Here is a 19,115-nt window from a genome sequence, read left to right as displayed (position 1 = left end):
GAACGGACGAAGCGTGGCCAATAGAGCGAGGAGACTATGCCGGCTTGGGGGATTCGCGCTGGCTGTTTTGTTGCCGTGCAATTTCCAATCGGCTTCCGCACGCGAGATCGACACTCGCGTCGGATCGGAACGCTTTACGTCCCAGGAACTCCTCAAGCGCACCGCTAACGCGAATGCGCTTGAGTCCCGTGAGGCCAGTCAATCCAAACCGGCAGCACAGTCGACGGCAAGGCTGGGATCAGCAAAGGGCCCGTACTACGTCGATTTCCGAGCCAGAACGGCGGCAAGCTGGGGCCACGCCTTCGTCTGGTATGGGAAGACGAGCGAGCGACAAGTTGAAGTCGCAGGCCTCACCCCTGCGGGAGACACCTTGGCTTATGTACTTGGGCACGTGACGTGGGTGCCGTCCGAGACCGGCGCAAGTTACGGCGATCTTGATCCGCAATACCTGACTGCGAGTTACCGAGTCTACTTGAGTGAGTCAGACGCAAAAAGAGTTTTCGCCTATATCAAGAAGTTGCAGGCGACTTCGCCGGTGTGGAACGCTGAAACGTTCAATTGCACAGGATTTATCGGCGACATCGCAAGTTTTATGGGATTGAAAGTTCCTAATCGCTGGCAGCGCCCTGAGAATTACGTCAACAGCCTCAAGGCGATGAATGGTGGGCGCCAGATGGTCCACCTGTCGTCAGAACAATAGCTCGCGCTTGGCAAGATATAAGCCCGCCCTATCGGTTGCCATCGAGCGCATGAGTCCGCTGTTGGCACAAAGCAGACGTGCTGAAGGCCAGCCCAAATGTCCGCTTCTGAGCGTGATGCAGACATCCGCAAGCCCTTCGCGCTCATCGCGTCATCACGACCGACGACGACAACAGCGACATGTGACCAGGGTCACAGTAGCGGCGGAAGTGTTGGGCCAGTGTGCCCGCACAGCGAAGGATGATCCGCGCTGGCTTGAATGGAGAAGACCGTGAGCAAGACCAACGACACTTCGAACATGAACACGGAACGTGAACTGAGCAACGACGAACTGGATGCGAAAGCGTCGCCGAGTATCTGCTGCAACACCCAGAATTGAGTTGGGACGCAGCGGTCGCCGCGATTGCTGATGAGGTTGATTTGGATGAAGGGGTCGGCGACTGAGCGAACCTATGCGGCGTGTGGGTGGGCGGCCAAAACGACGCGAGTGACCCCAACTCGGACATCGCACCGTCGCGTCAGATGTCGGTCGGCACCATTTCTTCCTCGCTGTCCGATCGCAATTTTGCTGAGTTTCCTCATTTGCTTTGCTTGAGCATCGCTTCGAGTTCTTCTTCGAGCGATCGCGGCGAAATGCCGAGCATACGAAACCCCGGCAAGTTGTCCGAGGCTGTGGTGTCGATCTGCATAAGCTCGACCTGATTGCGGGTGAGGGGCGGGTGCGGCAAGATTTCAGCGACGCCGGCAAGTGCCTCCCATAAGGCAAACGGCATTCGCATCAGCACCGGCCGCAAACCTGCGGTACGGGCAATGGTCCGCAACAACTCCTCGTATGAATAGACGCGTGGGCCGGCCAGTTCGTAGACAGGATACGGCTTTTTGCTCTGCCGCAGAACTTGTGTAATCGCCGCAGCAACATCATCCGCGTACGCCGGCTGGAGCCTCGTCCTGCCGTCGCCGAATATCGGATAAGCCGGCAGGACCCGAAGCAGCCTGAGAATTGTCGTGAGAAAGCCGTCGTCCGACGCAAACATCACCGCTGGGCGTATGATAACCGCGCCAGGGAATGCGGCCTGCACGGCCGCCTCGCCTTCGCCGCGACTGCGAATATAAGGCGAAGGCGAGGCCGCGTCGGCGCCGATTCCTGATAGGTGAACTAGCCGTTTGGCCCCGACCCGCCGCGCTACGCTCGCGATCCTGGCGGCCGTTTCGACGTGCGCCGAATGAAATGTATCGCTTCCGTGCTCGACGTACAGGCTAATGGCGTTGACCACGCCATCGGCGCCCGCAACGGCGGCCTCTACGGAGCGCTCGTCGTGTGCGTCGGTGGCGATCTGTTTGACGTCGTCGCCCTCAACCCCCCTGGGATGCCGCGAGGCGACGCGCACCTTGGCGCCGGACTCGCACAAATAGCGCACGACGCGACGGCCAACAAAGCCAGTTCCCCCAAACACGGTTACGCAGCTCATTCGCTGATCGATCCAATGATCCTGGGCGACGCTCTTGATTGAGCCGTCAAGCGCAGTGCGGACTGCCTCAGCGGCCTCTGCCGGCGAACTACCTTTGTTGACATGATGCCCGATAACATCGATCAAAATTTGCGCCGCGGGGCCGACAGTCTGCCACTCTTTCTTTGCTTCATCGATCAGCGGCTCAGCTTCTGCGTACAGCTTGTGCGCCTGTTCGATGATCGGCTGTGCCCTATTGAGAAGATCGATCAGCGCCTTGCTCGCCGGCAACGATTTCTCAATTTGCCTAAGTTGTGCATCGCTGAGACCGGAAACGTGACCAATGAGGTCAATGAGCCAGTGCTTCAACATAGTCCACCTTGCTGTTGGCTTTACCGCTGGCCAATTACCCGTTCTAAACGGGCAGACGACCTGCGTCCTTTGGGTATCCGTTTACACCAAATGGCCCGCGAAGGCTGCTGTTGGCACCCTTGAGACATGCCCGCCTATCCTGAGAATGTCCGTTCACCGGGGTAGACCGGAGTGCGCCGGTGTCCGGTCAAACTGACGCGGATGACCCCACACCGGACGTTGCGCGCCCCAAGGCGGAAACTGTGGTATCCTCCGTCAAACGCGATCGGACGGTTCAATGAAGCGGCGGACCCTCAAATGGCACTTGCTGCTCGTGCTGGGCGTCCTCCTGTCCTGCGATTGCACAGGAATCTAAAGATAGCTCTCCCGGGTATCGAGGAGGACCAACGTCGTGAAGCGAGACTTCGACCTCATCGTCTATGGCGCGACGGGTTACACCGGCCGTCTCATTGCCGAATATCTGGCGACGTCCTATCGCGGCGACGATGCTCCGTCCTGGGCGATCGCAGGACGCTCGACCGACAGGCTCCAGAGGGTGCGTGCCGACATCGGCGCACCAGACGATTTGCCTTTGGTTAAGGCGGATGCCGCCGAGCCGGCCAGCCTGCGTTCGATGTGCGAGCGTGCGGCCGTGATCATCACGTCGGTCGGGCCTTATCAACTCCACGGTCCCGAGCTTGTGGCGGCCTGCGCGGCCACGGGCACGGCCTATGTTGATCTGTGCGGCGAACCGGCTTGGATGCGGCGCATGATCGACGCCCATCACGAAGAGGCGAAACGGACCGGCGCGCGCATCGTCTTCTCCTGCGGCTTCGATTCCATCCCGTTCGATCTTGGCGTGCTCACGTTGCAGGAGAAGGCGCGCGAGAAATTCGGACGCCCGGCGCGGCGGGTCAAAGCTCGCCTGCGTAACGTGAAAGGCGGCATGTCTGGCGGCACCGCGGCGAGCGCTCAGGCGACGTTGGCCGCCGCCGCGCGCGACCCGGCGCTGATCCGGCTGCTGACCGATCCCTTCGCGTTGACGCCGGGGTTCACCGGGCCGTCTCAGCCGTCGGGCCTCATCCCCCATTACGACCCGAGCATGAACGCGTGGCTCGTGCCGTTCCCAATGGCGCCGATCAACACCAAGAACGTGCACCGCACGAATTTCCTGTTGGGTCATCCCTACGGCACGGACTTCGTTTACGACGAGATGATGGTCGCGCCGGGATTTGGGGAAATCGCTCGCGTGTCGACGGAGACGTTCGCCACGATGGTTTCCTTGTTCAGGACCGGCGGCCTCAAACCCGGCGCAGGCCCGACTCGGGAAGAGCGCGAGAAGGGCTTCTACGACATCCTCTTCCTGGGCGAGCTGCCGGATGGCCGACGGGTCGAAGCGGTAGTTACGGGCGACCGCGATCCGGGCTACGGCTCGACCAGCAAGATGATCGCCGAGAGCGCTCTCTGCCTCGTGCGCGACGTGCAGGGCGAGGGCGGCACCTGGACGCCCGGCGCGCTGATGGGGCCGGCGTTGCGCAAGCGTCTGAAGGAGCGCGCCGGCCTCACCTTCAGCGCGCGTTGAGCTAACGCTCGGAACCGCAGCGGCGTGCTGGATTACGGATCGTAACCCCAACGAAAGCGCGGCCTGGCGAGCGTGAGCCTCAAATACGGGTTCAAGGGCCGCTTCTGGCCCTGATTGGAAGAACGCGGCGACCATTGGATACGTCGGCTTCCGCGCGTAGCCCGGACGCGGCTGGCGCCGGCCCGGACTTCCGCGTCGGACCCAGCCGACATCGTAGCGCGGCTGCCGTTCGTCCGCTTCTCGGCGACTTCGTGGCTGGGATCTAACAAGTCGACGATCTCGGAGTCCGTGGATAGCACTATATTTCGACTTCGAGGCCAACCTCCACGACCTGGGCGGGCGGAACCCCGAAATACGCCGCCGGGAGGTTGGCGTTGAGGTGCATTGTGGCGAACAGGGATTTTCTCCAGACCGCCATGCCCGCTACTTTATCGGTCGCGATCACCATCACGCGCCTGAAATAGTAGGTAATGTTATCAGGATCGATGCCGGCAAGCTCGGGCTTGCGGCAGGCAAGCCTCAGTCCCTCCATCACATCAGGTGTTTCCATGAAACCGAAATGGAAGAGGACGCGCGTACTGCCCGCGCCGACCGGGACAAGCTTGACCCGCTCACTGGCTTCGACCCGCGGCTCGTCGACAATGATAGACGCGATAAACAGCACGCGCTCATGCAGCACGCGATTATGCCTGAGGTGATGGGTCAGGCAGAGCGGGATCCCGGTGGTCGCCGCGGTGAAGATCGCCGCCGCCCCGGGTAGCCGTATGGGCGGCGTGTTGATGACCCACTCGATGAATGCGTCCTCCGGCTGGCGCAGCTTGGAGCGCTCCTGCTCAAGCAACTGCCATCCGGTGCGCCAGGTCAGCATCAGGAATGCAATGACGCTTGCCAGCAGGAGCGGGAACCAGCCGCCTTCGACCAGCTTCGCCATGTTCGCGGCAACGAAAACCAGCTCGATGACGAGGAAGAACCCGTTCACCCCCACGACCAGAAGCGGGTTGTAGCCCCATCTCAGGGCGACGAGAGCGGCCAGCACCGTGGTGATCGCCATCAGCATCGCGACGGCGATGCCATACGCCCCGCCGAGGGCGTCGGACGAGCCGAACTGGAGCACGGCGGTGAGCGTGCCGGCCGCCAGCAGCCAATTCACCACGGGGATGTAGATCTGCCCCTTCTCATGGCTTGCCGTGTGGTGCACCCGCATGCGAGGCAAGAAGCCGAGCTGCATTGCCTGTTGGGTGAGCGAATATGCGCCCGAGATGATAGCTTGTGAGGCGATCACGGTGGCGATGGTCGCGAACGCCACCATCGGGTAATGCGCCCATCGCGGCACGAGCAGGTAGAATGGATTCTCGGCCGCATGGGGATCGGCCAGAAGCAGCCCTCCCTGGCCGAGATAATTGAGCATTAAGGCGGGTGACACGATCGCAAACCATCCGAGCTGGATGGGCAGCCGGCCAAAATGCCCCATGTCGGCATACATGGCCTCCGCGCCCGTGAGCGTCAGAAAGGCGGCGCCGAGCACGGCGAAGGCGATGCCGGGTCCCGCGTGACTGAGGTAGAGAACGGCATGATGGGGGCTGATCGCGGCGAGGATGGCTGGGCTTTGCATGATGCCCTTGAGGCCGAGCAAGGCAATTGCGACGAACCATATGAACATCACCGGCCCGAAAATGTTGCCGACGAACTCCGTTCCCTTGCGCTGCACCAGGAACAGGCCGACGAGGATCGCGATGGTGATGGGAACGACCATTGGTGCCAGGGCGGGAGCGTCGATCTTCAGACCTTCGACGGCGCTGAGCACCGAGATCGCCGGCGTGATCACGCCATCGCCATAGAGCAACGCGGCCCCGATCAGGCCGACGACGAGCAGGGAGGCGCGCGCGCTTCCGCGCGGTGCGTGCCTTGCATCCAACAGCGCGAGCAGAGCCACGATGCCGCCCTCACCATGATTGTCGGCGCGCAGGATCAGAATGGCGTATTTGAGTCCGACGATGAGAAGAAGCGCCCAGAAGATAAGCGACACGGTGCCAGTGACCGTTTCTGGCGTGGGCGCCCCGCCGGCCTCGACGGCCTGTTTCAGCCCGTACAGCGTGCTGGTGCCGATATCGCCGTAGACAACTCCAAGTGCCGTCAGCACCGCGGCGGCGGGCAGCTTCTGGGGATCTTGCCGCGGCCTCCCCTCAGCCTGAAGGACCTGGGCCATGCGCACGTCCCTTCCGACGGTTGCGCAAAGTATGCATGAAAATGCTGCGCTGGGAAGCGGGCCGTGCGGTCAACTACGGTATTGAGCTAACAGGCGCATCGGCCAAGTGGTATCTCGCAAACGCGAGATGTTCGGTCGCAGAAGGCTTGCCGTCACGCGCTGCGGGTCCGCGGAATGGCGAAACGCTCGCGTCCGCTTTCAGCTTCCCCCCATCTGGGACGTGATGCTGAGGCCCGTGAGGCCGCGGCGCGTCTGCTTGAGGTCGATCCCGCCTTCACAATATCTGCGTGGATCGGTCGGGGCGGGACAGCAAACATAAAGCTGTCGATTGAGGGTCTTCGGAAAGCGGGGTTGCCCGAATGAACCGTGCTCACTGGCGTCGACGAGGTGATCGAACAGAACGCCCTTTTTGCTTCGGTCATGAGTCTGGATTTGGTCCGTACACGATGAGCCCGATCCATGGCCCAGCGTCGGCTTTCAGGGACAGACCGGGCATGATCGAGATTGGGCCAAATCGACGCGAATGACCCACACCAGAAGTCACCCACTGACTCACCCTGACGGTATCGACAGCTTTATTGCTGACGCTGCAGTCTATGTTTTGGCGGGTCTGTCCCCGTAATTGCCCGATACCACGCGGCGTCTGATTGAACGCGCGCTCTGGCAGCGGCAAGGTCCGATTGTCCCCGATAGAACTGACTTAGGGCGAGATAGCAATCGGTGCGCGCCGGTCCGTGAGGTATCGCGTCGCATCTCACCTGCGCGCTCGCGACGCCGGAAAAGCTTGCCAGCAAAATTACGACGACACTTTCGGTCCAATGTGTCATGCCACCTCCAGATCGGATTTCAGCTTGGGCCCAAGCCGACATGCGAAGTGATCGCCACAAGGTATGCTGTCAGGGGTCGAGCGGGCAAGGCCGGATGGAGCGACGGCGGTTGACCCATCGCCGCACTCAAGGCTTGCTTCCCTCCGCTTTAGATGCGCTCAATCGGAGCGAAAGTCGCAGGGCTGGATGCAACTCTCACGTCCTCATAAGTCGATCGGACGGCATTGAGTACCGCTTCGTCCGACGACGTGACCTCATAGAAGGTGCTGTCTATCGCGCGTATGACGACCCATGCGTCGCTCTGTTCTGGAAGTGTCGCGGCGAATTGCCCCCAAATGACCTGCCATGCTTCATGAGCGGCCTCCGAAAGCGCTGCACCGCTAACCGATGAACCACTGGCCGCAAGTATCTCCAGCTTGTCTTGTCCCGGCTGACCTGGTCCCGTGATCATGAATTCATCAAAGGAACGGCCAAGTGCCTGATGATATGCTTGAGAATGCGCCCGACTTCGCGGGCAGCCTTGATGGGAGCCGGAAGTTTCTGGTCAAACTGGGTGGTGTTCCAGTTGACCTTGGTCAGAGCAAGAACCTCTTCGGCGCTAGACGCGCGAATTTTGTTGTTTTCCCCCGCACGCTACGCAGGCGAACGAGATGGCCCGCAACCTTGCACAGCCGTCGCCCACTGGTTGGCGGTTCGGCCGCGCGAAACCCATCCGGCATAGCGATTGCCAGACACTAGGCACAGACCATAACCTGTCAATTTTGGCCACAATATCAACTATTTACACAATATCGTATGCAACATACAAAAAATGATTGCTGATACGCGCCAAATAAACCAGACTTCGATTGCCGGTAATTGGAGAGAATAATGAGCAATACAATCTCAGCCGTCGCGGCGACCGACGTAGCCAAACCAACCGGTGTTCGTTGGAAGATTTTTCTTCTGATGCTGTTTCTGATCTCGATCAACTATATCGACCGCGCGTCGCTCTCGGTCGCGATGCCGCTGATCTCCAAGGAATTCGATCTCGATCCTGCGATGCAGGGCTTGATTCTCAGCTCGTTCTTCTGGACCTACGCGTTCATGCAGGTTCCAGGCGGCATGCTTGCGGATCGTTTCAAGCCGCGAATCGTCATCGCATCGGCGACGATTTTCTGGGGAGCGTTCCAGGCTATTGCGGCGGTGGCCACGAACTGGCCGGTGTTGCTGTTGACCCGGCTTGGACTGGGTGCGTCGGAAGCGCCGATTTATCCCGCGGGCGGCAAGCTCAATGCCATCTGGATGACGCAGACCGAGCGGGGGCGCGGTGCGACGCTCCTCGACGGTGGCGCACCGCTGGGCGCGGCACTGGGCTCGATCGTGATCGCGTGGCTGATTGCAGCCTTCAATTCCTGGCGCATCGCTTTCGTCATCGCCGGTGTCGGAACCATGCTGTGCGGACTGCTGGCCTGGTACTACATTCGCAACGCGCCGCGGGAGCATCCGTCAGTCAACGAAGCGGAGGCGCGTTACATCGAACAGTCGCACGCGCTGGAAGACGCAGCCACCCCGGCGTCGCGCGGCGGAAGCTGGATGTCCTACTTCCGGTATCGCTCGGTCTGGTGCATGTGCCTCGGCTGGATGTTCTTCAACACCACCTTTTATGGCTTGCTGACCTGGATGCCGACCTATCTGTTCAAGGTTCACCACTTTGACATCAAGACGCTCGGAGGTGCTTCCTTCATCATATTCTTCTCCGGCTTTGTTGGCGAACTGGTCGGCGGCTGGATTGGTGACTTCTGGCGCAGCCGCGGAGGTTCGCCAAACCTGGTATTCCGGACCTTGTTCGGCATTGCCGCCATATCAACCACGATATCGATCTTCTTCGTGGCCTATGTGACAGATCCGGTCGCCGTCGTGGTGTTGCTGTCCGCCACCCTGTTTTTCCTGCGCTGGTGCGGGATGTATTGGGCCATTCCCTCCGCGCTCGCGGGTCGCGAAAAATCCGGATTCCTCGGCGGGTGCATGAATCTCGGCGGCAACATTGCCGGCATCCTGACGCCGCTGATCGTCGGCTTCATCGTTCAGGCTACCGGATCCTACTTCCTGGCGTTGATGTACTTTGCCGCCGCCGGCGTTGCGCTGCTGATCTGTTCGACCTTGATCGATTACAGTCGCAAATTGCCGGTCTGAACACGGTATCGGTGGGGTGGAGATGACCGCCCCACCGGGTTCATAGTCATGAGGCTTTGTATGATCACGCGGCCGGTCCGTCTCGGTATGCTGACCCCATCGTCCAACACCGCGCTTGAGCCGATCACCAACGCGATGCTGGCCGGCAGTACGGATATCTCGGTGCATTTCTCGCGCTTCAAGGTCACTGAAATCGCCTTGTCGGAAACCGCGCTGCGCCAATTCGACGACAGTGAAATCCTGCGTGCGGCAGAGCTTCTGGCGCATGCCAAAGTCGACATCATTGCCTGGAACGGAACATCGGCAAGCTGGCTGGGGTTCGAGCGGGACGAGCGCTTGTGCGAACGTATAACCGAGGCGACCGGCATCCGCGCGTGCACCACCGTGCTCGCCTATCGCGATCTGTTCCGGCGCCTCGGGATCACGCGCATCGGACTGGTGACGCCCTATCGCAGGGAAGTCCAGGACAAGATCATTGCCAACTGGGGCTCCGAAGGACTGCAGTGTGTCGCGGAGCGGCACCTTTCGCTGCAGGATAATTTTTCGTTCGCGGAAGTGCCGGAAGCCGAGGTGGCCGGCTTGATCGAAGACGTCGTGCGCGAGGGCTGCGACGCCGTAGCCGTGGTCTGCACCAACATGCGCGGCGCCGGAGTGGCGCATCGTCTGGAACAGCAGCTCGGAGTCCCGGTATTCGATTCGATTGCGGTAACGCTGTGGGCGTGCTTGATCGCGGCCGGAATAGATCCGCGGCGTATCCAGGGCTGGGGTAGCTTGTTCACGAGGCCTGGTCTCGCGGGTCCCGCGAGCCCGCTCGTGGATCGTCCCCGGGATGCTCAAAGGCACCAATCCTCATGAACCGTACGAAATCGACCGCGATCGGGACCAAGGCCAAGACCCGGCCCAAGCGGCCACGGGATGTGGCGGCGCTTCCGCGACGGCTGCTCCGTGTGCCGCGAACCGGCCTCCATGAGCGGGCCGCGACACGGCTTCGTCTGTTGATCGTCCGCGGCGATTTCGCGCCCGGACAACAATTGCTTGAAGCCGATCTGTCCGATGCGCTCGGGGTCTCGCGGACGCCGTTGCGCGAAGCCTTGAAGCAATTGGCATCCGAAGGTCTGGTCGAGCTTCGCCTCAACCGAACTGCCATCGTCGCGCCGCTGCGGCGTGACGAATTGACCGAACTGTTCGAGGCGCTGAGCGGCATCGAAAGGTGCGCGGCGGAACTCGCCGCAACACGGATGGAGCCGCGCGATCTGGAGCAGCTCGAGGCGCTGCAGGCCAGCATCGAATGGCATCACGGCCGCGGCGAAATGCGTCACTATTTTGAGATCAACCAGCAAATTCACCGCGCCATCGTCGGTTTTGCCCGCAACGGCGTGCTGAAGGCCACCCATGACGTGTTGCTGCCGCGCGCGGAGCGCGCGCGCTTCTTTGGCCTGTCGGTTCTCGGACGATGGGATGAATCGGTACGCGATCATCAGGAGATTCTGGAAGCCCTCAAGGCTGGCGACGCCAGCCGTGCAGGACAATTGCTTGGGCACCATGTCCGCCGCACCGGTGAGGTCGTGGCCAGTGCGCTGCCGATGCAGGCGGACGATGCGGATGCCGCGAAACCGCCGCGCAATGTCCGGGCCGCGATGACGAGAAAGGCCGGTCCGTGAAGATCCTGCTGCTCAATCCCAACACCACCCGCGCCGTGACCGATCTGCTCTATAGCGCCGGCACAAAGGTCATTTCGCCGGGGACCGAACTGGTTGCAGCGACCGCCGAGCGCGGCGTGCCCTATATCGCCACCCGGGCCGAAGCACAGATCGGCGGCGCGATTGCGCTCGAAATGCTGGCTGCGGCCGATTCCAGCGTCGACGCCGCGATCATCGCAGCGTTTGGAGATCCCGGCCTGTTCGGGGCGCGAGAGTTGTTCGACATTCCGGTCGTCGGCCTTGCCGAAGCGGCGATGCTGACAGCCTGTATGCTGGGTCGCCGGTTTTCCATCGTGACGTTCGCTCGCGCGCTGGCGCCCTGGTATCAGGAATGCGTCACCATGCACGGGCTCGATGCCCGCTGCGCCGGCATACGCACGCTCGACGGCACGTTCGAGTCCATTTCCAATGTCCAGGCCGAGAAAGAGGACATGCTGGTTTCACTGGCGAACCGCGCGGTCGAACAGGACGATGCCGATGTCGTCATTTTGTCCGGCGCACCGCTGGCTGGCCTGGCAGACAAGGTCCGTGATCGAATTCCGGTCCCGGTGGTCGATCCGACCGCGGCCGCCGTGCGCCAGGCTGAGACGCTGGTCACGCTCAAGCCGCGCAAGGCCATCACCGGGACGTTTCGTCGCCCGGATCCGAAGCCGACGATCGGATTGGCGAAGGCACTGGCCGCGGTGATCGAGCACAGGCGGTCTTCCGACGCGAAAGGAGGGTCGCTCTGATGCCGTTCGACACCATCATTCGCGGCGGCACGATTGCAACCGCCGCAGACACGTTTGCCTGCGACCTCGCCATCCGTGACGGTCGAATCGTGGCGCTGGGCCACGATCTCGGGGCGGCGGAAACGATCATCGACGCGACGGATCGGCTGGTCTTGCCGGGCGGCATCGACAGCCATGTTCACTTCGCCCAGCCCTCGGGCGACGGCATCGTCATGGCCGACGGCTTTGCCACAGGCACGCGTTCGGCGGCATTCGGCGGCAACACCACAGTGCTGCCGTTTTGTCTTCAGCAGAAAGGCCAAACGCTCCGCGAGGCGTTGCGGAATTACCACGCGCAGGCGGACGGAGAATGTCATGTCGACGTTGCCTTTCATCTCATCGTCACCGATCCGACGGATCAGGTGCTCGGGCAGGAACTGCCGGCGCTGGTGCAGGATGGCTACACCTCGCTCAAGGTGTTCATGACTTATGAAGGCATGGCGCTTTCGGACCGCGAGCTTCTCGAAACGATGGCGGTCGCGCGCGAGACCGGCGCGGTGCTGATGGTGCATGCGGAAAATTTCGATGCCATCCGCTTCCTCACCGACCGCCTCGAACGTGCCGGCAACACCGCGCCGCGCTTTCATGCGACCTCGCGGCCGATCCCGGTCGAGCGTGAGGCCACGCATCGCGCCATTTCGCTTTCCGAACTCGTCGACGTGCCGATCATGATCGTGCACGTATCGAACCGCGGGGCGATGGAAGAAATCCGCCGCGCCCAGCAACGCGGACTCAATGTGATGGGCGAGACTTGCCCGCAATACCTGGTTCTGACGGAGAAAGACCTCGACCAGCTGAACATGGAAGGCAGCAAATACGTATGCTCGCCGCCGCCACGCGACGTTGACAGTCAGAAGGCGTGTTGGGAGGGCCTGCAGCAGAACGTTTTCTCGGTGTTCTCTTCGGACCATTGTCCGTTCCGCTACGACGATCCGCACGGCAAGCTCGCGCCCAAGGGGCGTACCAGTTTCCGCTGGGTGCCGAACGGAATTCCAGGCGTAGCGACGCGTCTTCCGATCCTGTTCTCGGAAGGCGTCGTCAAGGGCCGAATTGACCTCAATGCTTTCGTCGCGCTGACCGCAACCAATCACGCCAAGATTTATGGTCTCTATCCGCGCAAGGGAACGATCGCGGTGGGATCGGACGCCGACATCGCATTGTGGGATCCGAAACGAAAGGTCACGATCCGCCACGACCTCGTCCACGACGGTTCGGACTATACACCGTATGAAGGGCTCGAAGTGACGGGCTGGCCGGTCCTGACCATGGTCCGCGGGCGCGTGGTCGTCGATGACGGCGTCCTGGTCGGCGCCAAAGGCCACGGCACCTATTTGCAGCGAACCAGGCCGCCGGCTCGACCCGACTCGGCGCAACGATAAACCAATAGCTGGACGGAGACCGACATGCCCTATGCCACCACGGACGACGGAGTGCGCTTGTATTTCGAGGAAACCGGATCGGGCCGTCCGCTGATCCTGGTTCACGAATTCGCCGGCGATTTGCGCAGCTACGAGCCGCAGATGCGCCATTTTGGAAAACGCTATCGTACCATCGCCTTCAACGCACGTGGTTTCCCGCCGTCCGACGTGCCGGAGCACGTCTCCTCCTATTCGCAGGCTCGCGCCGCCGATGACATCCTCGCTGTGCTCGATCATCTCGGCGAGCCGCAGGCGCATGTTATCGGACTGTCGATGGGTGGATTCGCGACGCTCCATTTCGGTCTGCGACATCCGCATCGAGCGCTGTCGCTGTGTATCGGTGGCTGCGGTTACGGCGCAGAACTCGACAAGCGCGACACATTCCGGGCCGAAGCCGACGTGATCGCCGGCATGATACGGACCGACGGCATGCCGGCATTCGCCGAACGATACGCTTATGGGCCGACCCGCGTTCAGTATGAAAACAAGGATCCCCGCGGCCACGCCGAGTTCAAAGCGATGCTGGCCGAGCATTCCGCGGTCGGATCAGCTAACACTCAGCAGGGTGTTCAGAAGGAGCGCCCGTCGCTTTATATGCTAGTCGAAGAAATGCGGCGCATCATCGTGCCGACGCTTATTATCACCGGCGATGAGGACTGGCCGTGCCTTTTGCCGGGCATCCTCATGAAGCAAAGCATTCCATCGGCAGCCCTCGTGGTGATGCCGAACGCGGGTCATGCAATCAATATTGAAGAGCCGGGTGAATACAATCGGATCGTCGGCGATTTCCTTTCCCAGGTCGAAAGCGAGCGCTGGCCGAGTCGCGATCCTCGCGCCGTCAGCGCTTCCATTACCGGAATGCAAAAGGGATAGCGTCGCCTGTACGCGACGGAGATCGTTGCCGTCCTTTCTCGAATCAGAACCTGCCCTGCATGTGGACCAGCGCGATGGCCGTCTGCTCGGACCTGTGAGTAGGGGAAGCGTTCGCCCTTGTATTTTTGACGATTGCAAACCTTTCGTTCGATTTTGCAATCCGTGAGGGTGAGTGACGTGACCCCAATTGTTATAATCTGCGCGAGCGCCAACGTCTTCCGCTCTTGTAGTCGATAGCAGCGTCGAAGTGTGCCTCGTCGCGGCGCCCGTTAACAATCTGTTAACCAACGCAGCCTAGCTTGCGGTCATCGCCCGGTCATCATCAGCCGATTACCGTCCGGTTCGTTCTAGGAGAACAGCCGATGTCCGTTGAGGCGCTGACATATACCGCTCTAGGTGCCCGCCTGACAGTCTCGCCAGAGGCCGCTCGTTCGCTTGCCAAGCGACGCCGGTTGCCGCGCTCACTTTCGGATGATGGCAAAGCCCTGGTGAGCGTTGATCTCGCTGAAATACGGCATACGCCCCGGCCGCCACGTGGTCGCCAGGCAGCCAAGGTCGCCCCATTTGCAGCAAAGATCGAGGCCTTGAAGGCGGAGATCGTGCGGCTCGAAGCAAGGGCAGCGGATGACAGAGCAGATTTCGAGCGCGAGTGCGAGCGCTCAGCTCGCCTGACGGTTGAGCTGCTGCAGGCGACTGCCGAGACTATGGCAGCTAAGGAAGTGACCGCACGGCTTGAAGATGAAGTGGCGGCTCTGCGAGCTGGCGGCTCGGTCGACAGCCACGGACAAGCTGCGCGCCGACTGGGACATCTAGCCGCGACCATCGTGGAAGCCGACCGCAAGGCTTGTAGGTAGCAAGCCGTGTCCTCTCATTTCCCAACGGCCAGAGCAAATTGAGGCAAAAATGACCGACATCACCGATATTCGCGAGATGAAGGCGCGTATTATCGTGTTTGGGGTCGGCGGCGCCGGCGGCAACGCCGTCAACAACATGATCGCGGCCGGGCTGCAAGGCGTCGACTTCATCGTCGCCAATACCGACGCACAGGCGCTCACCATGTCGATGGCCAAGCGCGTCATCCAGATGGGTACCCGGGTGACCGAAGGCCTTGGCGCCGGCTCGCAGCCCGAAGTGGGGCGCGCCGCAGCCGAAGAGGCAATCGATGTGATCCGCGATCATTTGACCGGTGCACACATGGTGTTCGTTACTGCCGGCATGGGCGGCGGTACCGGCACCGGTGCAGCCCCCATTATCGCCAAGACCGCACGTGAGCTTGGCATTCTCACCATCGGTGTAGTCACCAAACCATTCCACTTCGAGGGCCAGCGCCGCATGCGTTTTGCCGAAGCCGGCATCGCCGAATTGCTGAAGGTGGTGGACACCCTGCTGATCATCCCAAACCAAAACCTGTTCCGGGTGGCCAACGAAAAGACCACGTTCGCCCATGCCTTCGCCCTGGCCGATCAGGTGCTTTATTCGGGGGTGGCCTGCATCAGCGACCTTATCGTCAAGGAAGGTCTCATCAATCTGGATTTTGCCGACGTTCTCGCCGTGATGCGCGAGAAGGGCAAGGCCATGATGGGCAGGGGCGAGGCTTCTGGCGAGAAGCGCGTGCTCAACGCCGCTGTGGCTGCGATCTCCAATCCATTGATCGAGAATCCCTCGATCAAGCGCGCCAGTGGCCTCATAATCTCCATCACCGGCGGCAAGGACCTGTCGTTATTCGAGGTCGACGAAGCTGCCACCCGCATTCGCGAAGAGGCAGACCCGGACGCCAACATCATCGTCGGCGCGTCTTTCGATGAAAGTCTGGAAGGTATCGTCCGCGTCTCGGTGGTGGCGACAGGCATCGATAATCTCGATCCGGCGCACCAGACGCAAGCAGCGGAAAGCTCACTCACGGAACTCGCCGGCAGGCTGCGCAACGACAGCCGTCGCATCGCCGGCCGCATCGAGCGTAGTCAACTGCTGCCGCAATTAGAGAGTCCGCCGGTCCTCCCAGCGGCCCAACACCCCGAAGGGTGGGCGGCAAACCCGAATGCGGAACATGCGCGCCCCGCGGCTCCGCAGGGCCTCGATCCGTACGGTCGCTCCTTTCCTGCGCGTAATTTGATCGAGGAAAACGTTCTCGATATCCCGGCCTTCCTGCGCCGCAAGGCCAACTGAGCCGTCGCAAGAACGGGCGCAACTCTTCTCATGCGGTTTTGCACGCGAGCGAAGTACGGATCGCGCGGATCGCTGGAAAATGCTCGACTGGGAACAGAGGAGGGCCAACATTGGCAGGGGGCAGCTCGCTCTTTTGCAGCTGCAATTGGGGATGGCTTGTTATCGCGAGCTTTCCCCATAGAGGCCTATCATAGCCGATTTCGGCCCGCCGAACCTGCGAATGAGCATCGAGGCTCTGTGAGGTCCGCAGCGCACCGATAATTCACGCGGCTGTGCTGTGCGGGTTCTCCGCAGTTTCTCTTTTTTCCACCTCCTTGGACCGAGACAGCCATATTGGAAGGCGGATTAAGCGAAGTAAGCGATCATTATTATCTTTTGGCAGTTCGGTCGGCGCCTCATTGGCTAAACACGGGAGATCCAGTGCAGCGTGGCCGACTCGCACCGCATCCGCGCGTCGGTCCAGTTCGCGCAATAAGGGATCGACTACGGTTTCAACTTCGGCCGCGACGGACGACAGAAAGTTATTAAGCTCGCGAGCTTCGGGCACGACTGCCGCCGCCATCTCGGTCGCCTCGCAGAGCTCACTGACGACAGGCGCAAACGCGCTGGCAGTTTGTATGATTCGTTTTTTTATCGCTTCGATTTCGCCTAAGACGTGATTGCGTTCCCGCCGTTTTTTTTCCTCAGAAAGGCGGGCTTCGATTTCGGCGATCTGAGCCGTCAGTGCCGTGACATCAGATGCAAGTGCGTCGCGCTTTCCGCGCGCGCGATCGAGATCGCGGCTGAGATTGTCCACTAAGTCGTTCTCTCCGAACATTTTTTGCTCCGCGTAGGACAGCCGGAACGTGAACTGCCAGCCTGGCTAACGAACGAAAAGGCAAGATCGGCCGACAAAGGCATAGACTTCGTTCGCGTCGCAGGGGGCCGACATGGTGAGTCAAATTCCCTCCAAATCATTTGCATTAGGCGACCGTAGGGTTAACAAATGGTTAATTTCAACATCTGATGCAGCAGTGGTTCCCCACAGCGGACTCTAGCGATCTACAAAACGGAAAAAGTCCCTGCTACCCGCGTGCAGTGGAATCTCACCACGCACTGAGCAGGGCATTTTTAAGTTAGCACTAGCAGCCGGGTTAAAATTCGAGCACCGACAGAGCCGATCAGCTGGCAAACGAGCTGTCGCCGGTGCAGCCCGAACCGAATGCAAAAGGCTGTGCCGTCCGGGTCACCGACGCCGACAACAAGGATCTGCTGTATCGCGCGCCGCTCGATCCTGTCCCCAAATGGCTTTCAGCGCACAGGACGGAATAGCGCAACGTCATCCGCCAATCGCTCGCGACAGGTCAAGCCCTGCTCCGCCAGGCCGCCGGAGTGGGGCGCAAGATGCCCGCTGGAGTTCATTCTTCAAAATGTAGACACACGACCGTCACGCGAGGAACAAGGCACAACCGCGAATCCAGCACAAACAGGACGAAGGCTTGTGGCTTGATTCATACTTGAAATCTGGAGCGATCCCAATGTTGAATGCAGGTGGGAATAAAGCAATCGGGAAGTCCAGCCCGCGCAAGGGGAAGACAGAGCGGCAGGGCAGGAAGGTCGAGCCGCGGAAGCAAGCCGGCGAACAACAAGGCCCCGAGGCGGAGCCCAGGCCGGATCATTTGCAGGACGCCCAAGTACAGTTCAACGAGCAGATCAACGAGCAGATCAGCGCACCGGTCGCGTCGATCGACATCTCTACACGTGAAACTTCCGCAACTGATATCATCCCGACCGTCCCTGCCGTATCGGCCGAGCCCGTGGCGGTCAGCATTGCAACGATCGCCAATGCCTATGGCGCCTACACCGGGAAATCGGTCGAACTCACCTGGTCCTTCCTGGAGAAGCTCGCGGCCGCACGGTCGCTCGATAAGGCGTTTGAGGTTCAGACGGAATTCGCGAAGCAGGCTTTCGAGACCGTTTTTGCCGAGTCGCGGAAGATTCACGAACTCCACAGCGAATTGGCCAGACAGAGAGTTGTGCATCTCGAAGGCTTCGTGGCCAGGATGACCCAAACCACGTTCGTGCTGCGCGCTACACGTCACTAGCGCGCAGGGCGAATCGGCGCGGCGCCAGTCGCGCCGCGGCGCGCTGCTACCACGGTGCGACCGTCAAAACTCTGCGAGTGCATGCACGACGCTGTCGTACCCAAAGGCCGTGCTGTCCGCGTCACCGACGCCGACAACAAGGAGCTGTGTCGCAGTCGATCCTGTACCCAGATGGCGTTCAATGCGCAGGGCAGAGCGCGCAGAGCGCTACGTCGTTCTTCCTGATGGCGGCCATGCATAGATCGGGCGGCGGTTCACAACCTCGATCGTCCCGAGCGCCAGCACGACGATCACGACGAACACCAGCACCACACCGTACGGCCTGACCGACCGCTCCGCTTTGCGTTCGATGATGGGCGGCCGCTCCACCGCTGCGATATCAACCCAGCGCGCGGCAAGAGGGGATGGCTCCGCGTCCACCCAACGATCTATCCATGGCTTGCCGGTGACAGCATCGTCGTCCCCATCACGACGGGCATCCGCGGTCACCCCGAGCGGCTGCACAGGTCCGTTGTCAACCAGCACTTCCGACCTGGAATCGCGCCACTTGGGCTGGTCAGTCGATTGTTCAACTTCACGAGCGGGAGTTTTTTGACGGGCGGGAGTTTTTTGCTGAACCTTTTGGAGGCTGAGGCGTCGTGTCGGAGTCGCATCCCAGCAACGATCTGGGCCGTGCCAGTAGATGTGAACAGAACCGAACTGCTGACGCGCTTCAGCCTTGGTCATGCAGGACTTCGAGGCTTCTGATGGCGTGGTCACCACCAACACCGCCACAATGTACATCGCGACACGCATGGGTCGCTCCGTGTTAGCTCA

General features: G+C 61.0%; 16 protein-coding genes. 11 read left to right on the top strand and 5 right to left on the bottom strand.

Annotated features, from left to right (window positions below; translation table 11 throughout):
• Positions 1–67 precede the first annotated feature (67 nt).
• On the top strand, positions 68–700 hold the full coding sequence (locus NL528_RS37460; protein ID WP_375144101.1) for a hypothetical protein: 633 nt from the start codon (positions 68–70) through the stop codon (positions 698–700).
• Positions 701–1,277: 577 nt separating this feature from the next.
• Here the strand turns inward: NL528_RS37460 and NL528_RS37455 are convergent.
• A complete protein-coding gene (locus tag NL528_RS37455; protein ID WP_309179376.1) occupies positions 1,278–2,516 on the bottom strand; it encodes a complex I NDUFA9 subunit family protein in 1,239 nt (412 codons plus the stop codon).
• A 394-nt stretch (positions 2,517–2,910) separates the two neighbouring features.
• Here NL528_RS37455 and NL528_RS37450 point away from each other — a divergent pair, with 394 nt between their 5' ends.
• Complete coding sequence (locus NL528_RS37450; RefSeq protein ID WP_309179375.1) at positions 2,911–4,080, top strand: saccharopine dehydrogenase NADP-binding domain-containing protein; 1,170 nt, start codon at positions 2,911–2,913, stop codon at positions 4,078–4,080.
• 298 nt (positions 4,081–4,378) lie between these two features.
• Here the strand turns inward: NL528_RS37450 and NL528_RS37445 are convergent, their stop codons facing one another.
• Together NL528_RS37445 and NL528_RS37440 are read right to left on the bottom strand one after the other, a co-directional pair.
• A complete protein-coding gene (locus NL528_RS37445) occupies positions 4,379–6,286 on the bottom strand; it encodes a KUP/HAK/KT family potassium transporter (RefSeq protein WP_309179374.1) in 1,908 nt (635 codons plus the stop codon).
• A 975-nt stretch (positions 6,287–7,261) separates the two neighbouring features.
• Complete coding sequence (locus NL528_RS37440; RefSeq protein ID WP_309179373.1) at positions 7,262–7,564, bottom strand: hypothetical protein; 303 nt, start codon at positions 7,562–7,564, stop codon at positions 7,262–7,264.
• A gap of 419 nt (positions 7,565–7,983) precedes the next feature.
• Here NL528_RS37440 and NL528_RS37435 point away from each other — a divergent pair, with 419 nt between their 5' ends.
• From NL528_RS37435 to ftsZ, 8 genes are all read left to right on the top strand, one after another.
• A complete protein-coding gene (locus tag NL528_RS37435) occupies positions 7,984–9,288 on the top strand; it encodes an MFS transporter (RefSeq protein WP_309179372.1) in 1,305 nt (434 codons plus the stop codon).
• A 63-nt stretch (positions 9,289–9,351) separates the two neighbouring features.
• On the top strand, positions 9,352–10,143 hold the full coding sequence (locus NL528_RS37430) for an aspartate/glutamate racemase family protein (protein WP_309185163.1): 792 nt from the start codon (positions 9,352–9,354) through the stop codon (positions 10,141–10,143).
• A complete protein-coding gene (locus tag NL528_RS37425; RefSeq protein WP_309179371.1) occupies positions 10,140–10,949 on the top strand; it encodes a GntR family transcriptional regulator in 810 nt (269 codons plus the stop codon). The genes NL528_RS37430 and NL528_RS37425 overlap by 4 nt, the downstream gene beginning before the upstream one ends.
• A complete protein-coding gene (locus tag NL528_RS37420) occupies positions 10,946–11,719 on the top strand; it encodes an aspartate/glutamate racemase family protein (RefSeq protein ID WP_309179370.1) in 774 nt (257 codons plus the stop codon). Before NL528_RS37425 ends, NL528_RS37420 begins: the two co-directional genes overlap by 4 nt.
• Complete coding sequence (hydA, locus tag NL528_RS37415) at positions 11,719–13,137, top strand: dihydropyrimidinase (RefSeq protein ID WP_309179369.1); 1,419 nt, start codon at positions 11,719–11,721, stop codon at positions 13,135–13,137. Before NL528_RS37420 ends, hydA begins: the two co-directional genes overlap by 1 nt.
• A gap of 24 nt (positions 13,138–13,161) precedes the next feature.
• Positions 13,162–14,049 carry an alpha/beta fold hydrolase gene (locus NL528_RS37410; protein ID WP_309179368.1) on the top strand — a complete coding sequence of 296 codons (888 nt, stop codon included), beginning with the start codon at positions 13,162–13,164 and terminating at the stop codon, positions 14,047–14,049.
• A gap of 362 nt (positions 14,050–14,411) precedes the next feature.
• Entirely contained in the window at positions 14,412–14,903 is a 492-nt protein-coding gene (locus NL528_RS37405; RefSeq protein WP_309179367.1) for a hypothetical protein, read from the top strand.
• A gap of 49 nt (positions 14,904–14,952) precedes the next feature.
• A complete protein-coding gene (ftsZ, locus tag NL528_RS37400; RefSeq protein ID WP_309179366.1) occupies positions 14,953–16,215 on the top strand; it encodes a cell division protein FtsZ in 1,263 nt (420 codons plus the stop codon).
• Positions 16,216–16,477: 262 nt separating this feature from the next.
• Here the strand turns inward: ftsZ and NL528_RS37395 are convergent, their stop codons facing one another.
• The gene (locus tag NL528_RS37395) at positions 16,478–17,032 is read right to left on the bottom strand and encodes a hypothetical protein (protein WP_309179365.1); all 555 of its coding nucleotides are present in this window, start codon (positions 17,030–17,032) and stop codon (positions 16,478–16,480) included.
• Positions 17,033–17,732: 700 nt separating this feature from the next.
• Between NL528_RS37395 and NL528_RS37390 the strand changes: the two genes are divergently transcribed.
• Positions 17,733–18,299, top strand: coding sequence for a phasin family protein (locus NL528_RS37390; RefSeq protein ID WP_309179364.1), 567 nt, complete (start codon positions 17,733–17,735; stop codon positions 18,297–18,299).
• A gap of 207 nt (positions 18,300–18,506) precedes the next feature.
• Here NL528_RS37390 and NL528_RS37385 read toward each other — a convergent pair whose 3' ends face one another.
• Positions 18,507–19,094, bottom strand: a complete 588-nt coding sequence (locus NL528_RS37385; RefSeq protein ID WP_309179363.1) for a hypothetical protein — start codon at positions 19,092–19,094, stop codon at positions 18,507–18,509.
• Positions 19,095–19,115: the final 21 nt, after the last annotated feature.

It is taken from the genome of Bradyrhizobium sp. Ash2021, assembly GCF_031202265.1.
Taxonomy (GTDB): domain Bacteria; phylum Pseudomonadota; class Alphaproteobacteria; order Rhizobiales; family Xanthobacteraceae; genus Bradyrhizobium.
This window is presented reverse-complemented; position numbering and strand designations above follow the sequence as displayed.

Excerpts from the sequence above, each read along its gene's own strand:
- NL528_RS37445 (WP_309179374.1), bottom strand. The coding sequence starts at position 6,286 with ATGGCCCAGGTCCTTCAGGCTGAGGGGAGGCCGCGGCAAGATCCCCAG.
- NL528_RS37440 (WP_309179373.1), bottom strand. The coding sequence starts at position 7,564 with ATGATCACGGGACCAGGTCAGCCGGGACAAGACAAGCTGGAGATACTT.
- NL528_RS37435 (WP_309179372.1), top strand. The coding sequence starts at position 7,984 with ATGAGCAATACAATCTCAGCCGTCGCGGCGACCGACGTAGCCAAACCA.
- NL528_RS37425 (WP_309179371.1), top strand. The coding sequence starts at position 10,140 with ATGAACCGTACGAAATCGACCGCGATCGGGACCAAGGCCAAGACCCGG.
- hydA (WP_309179369.1), top strand. The coding sequence starts at position 11,719 with ATGCCGTTCGACACCATCATTCGCGGCGGCACGATTGCAACCGCCGCA.
- NL528_RS37410 (WP_309179368.1), top strand. The coding sequence starts at position 13,162 with ATGCCCTATGCCACCACGGACGACGGAGTGCGCTTGTATTTCGAGGAA.
- NL528_RS37405 (WP_309179367.1), top strand. The coding sequence starts at position 14,412 with ATGTCCGTTGAGGCGCTGACATATACCGCTCTAGGTGCCCGCCTGACA.
- ftsZ (WP_309179366.1), top strand. The coding sequence starts at position 14,953 with ATGACCGACATCACCGATATTCGCGAGATGAAGGCGCGTATTATCGTG.
- NL528_RS37395 (WP_309179365.1), bottom strand. The coding sequence starts at position 17,032 with ATGTTCGGAGAGAACGACTTAGTGGACAATCTCAGCCGCGATCTCGAT.
- NL528_RS37390 (WP_309179364.1), top strand. The coding sequence starts at position 17,733 with ATGTTGAATGCAGGTGGGAATAAAGCAATCGGGAAGTCCAGCCCGCGC.
- NL528_RS37385 (WP_309179363.1), bottom strand. The coding sequence starts at position 19,094 with ATGCGTGTCGCGATGTACATTGTGGCGGTGTTGGTGGTGACCACGCCA.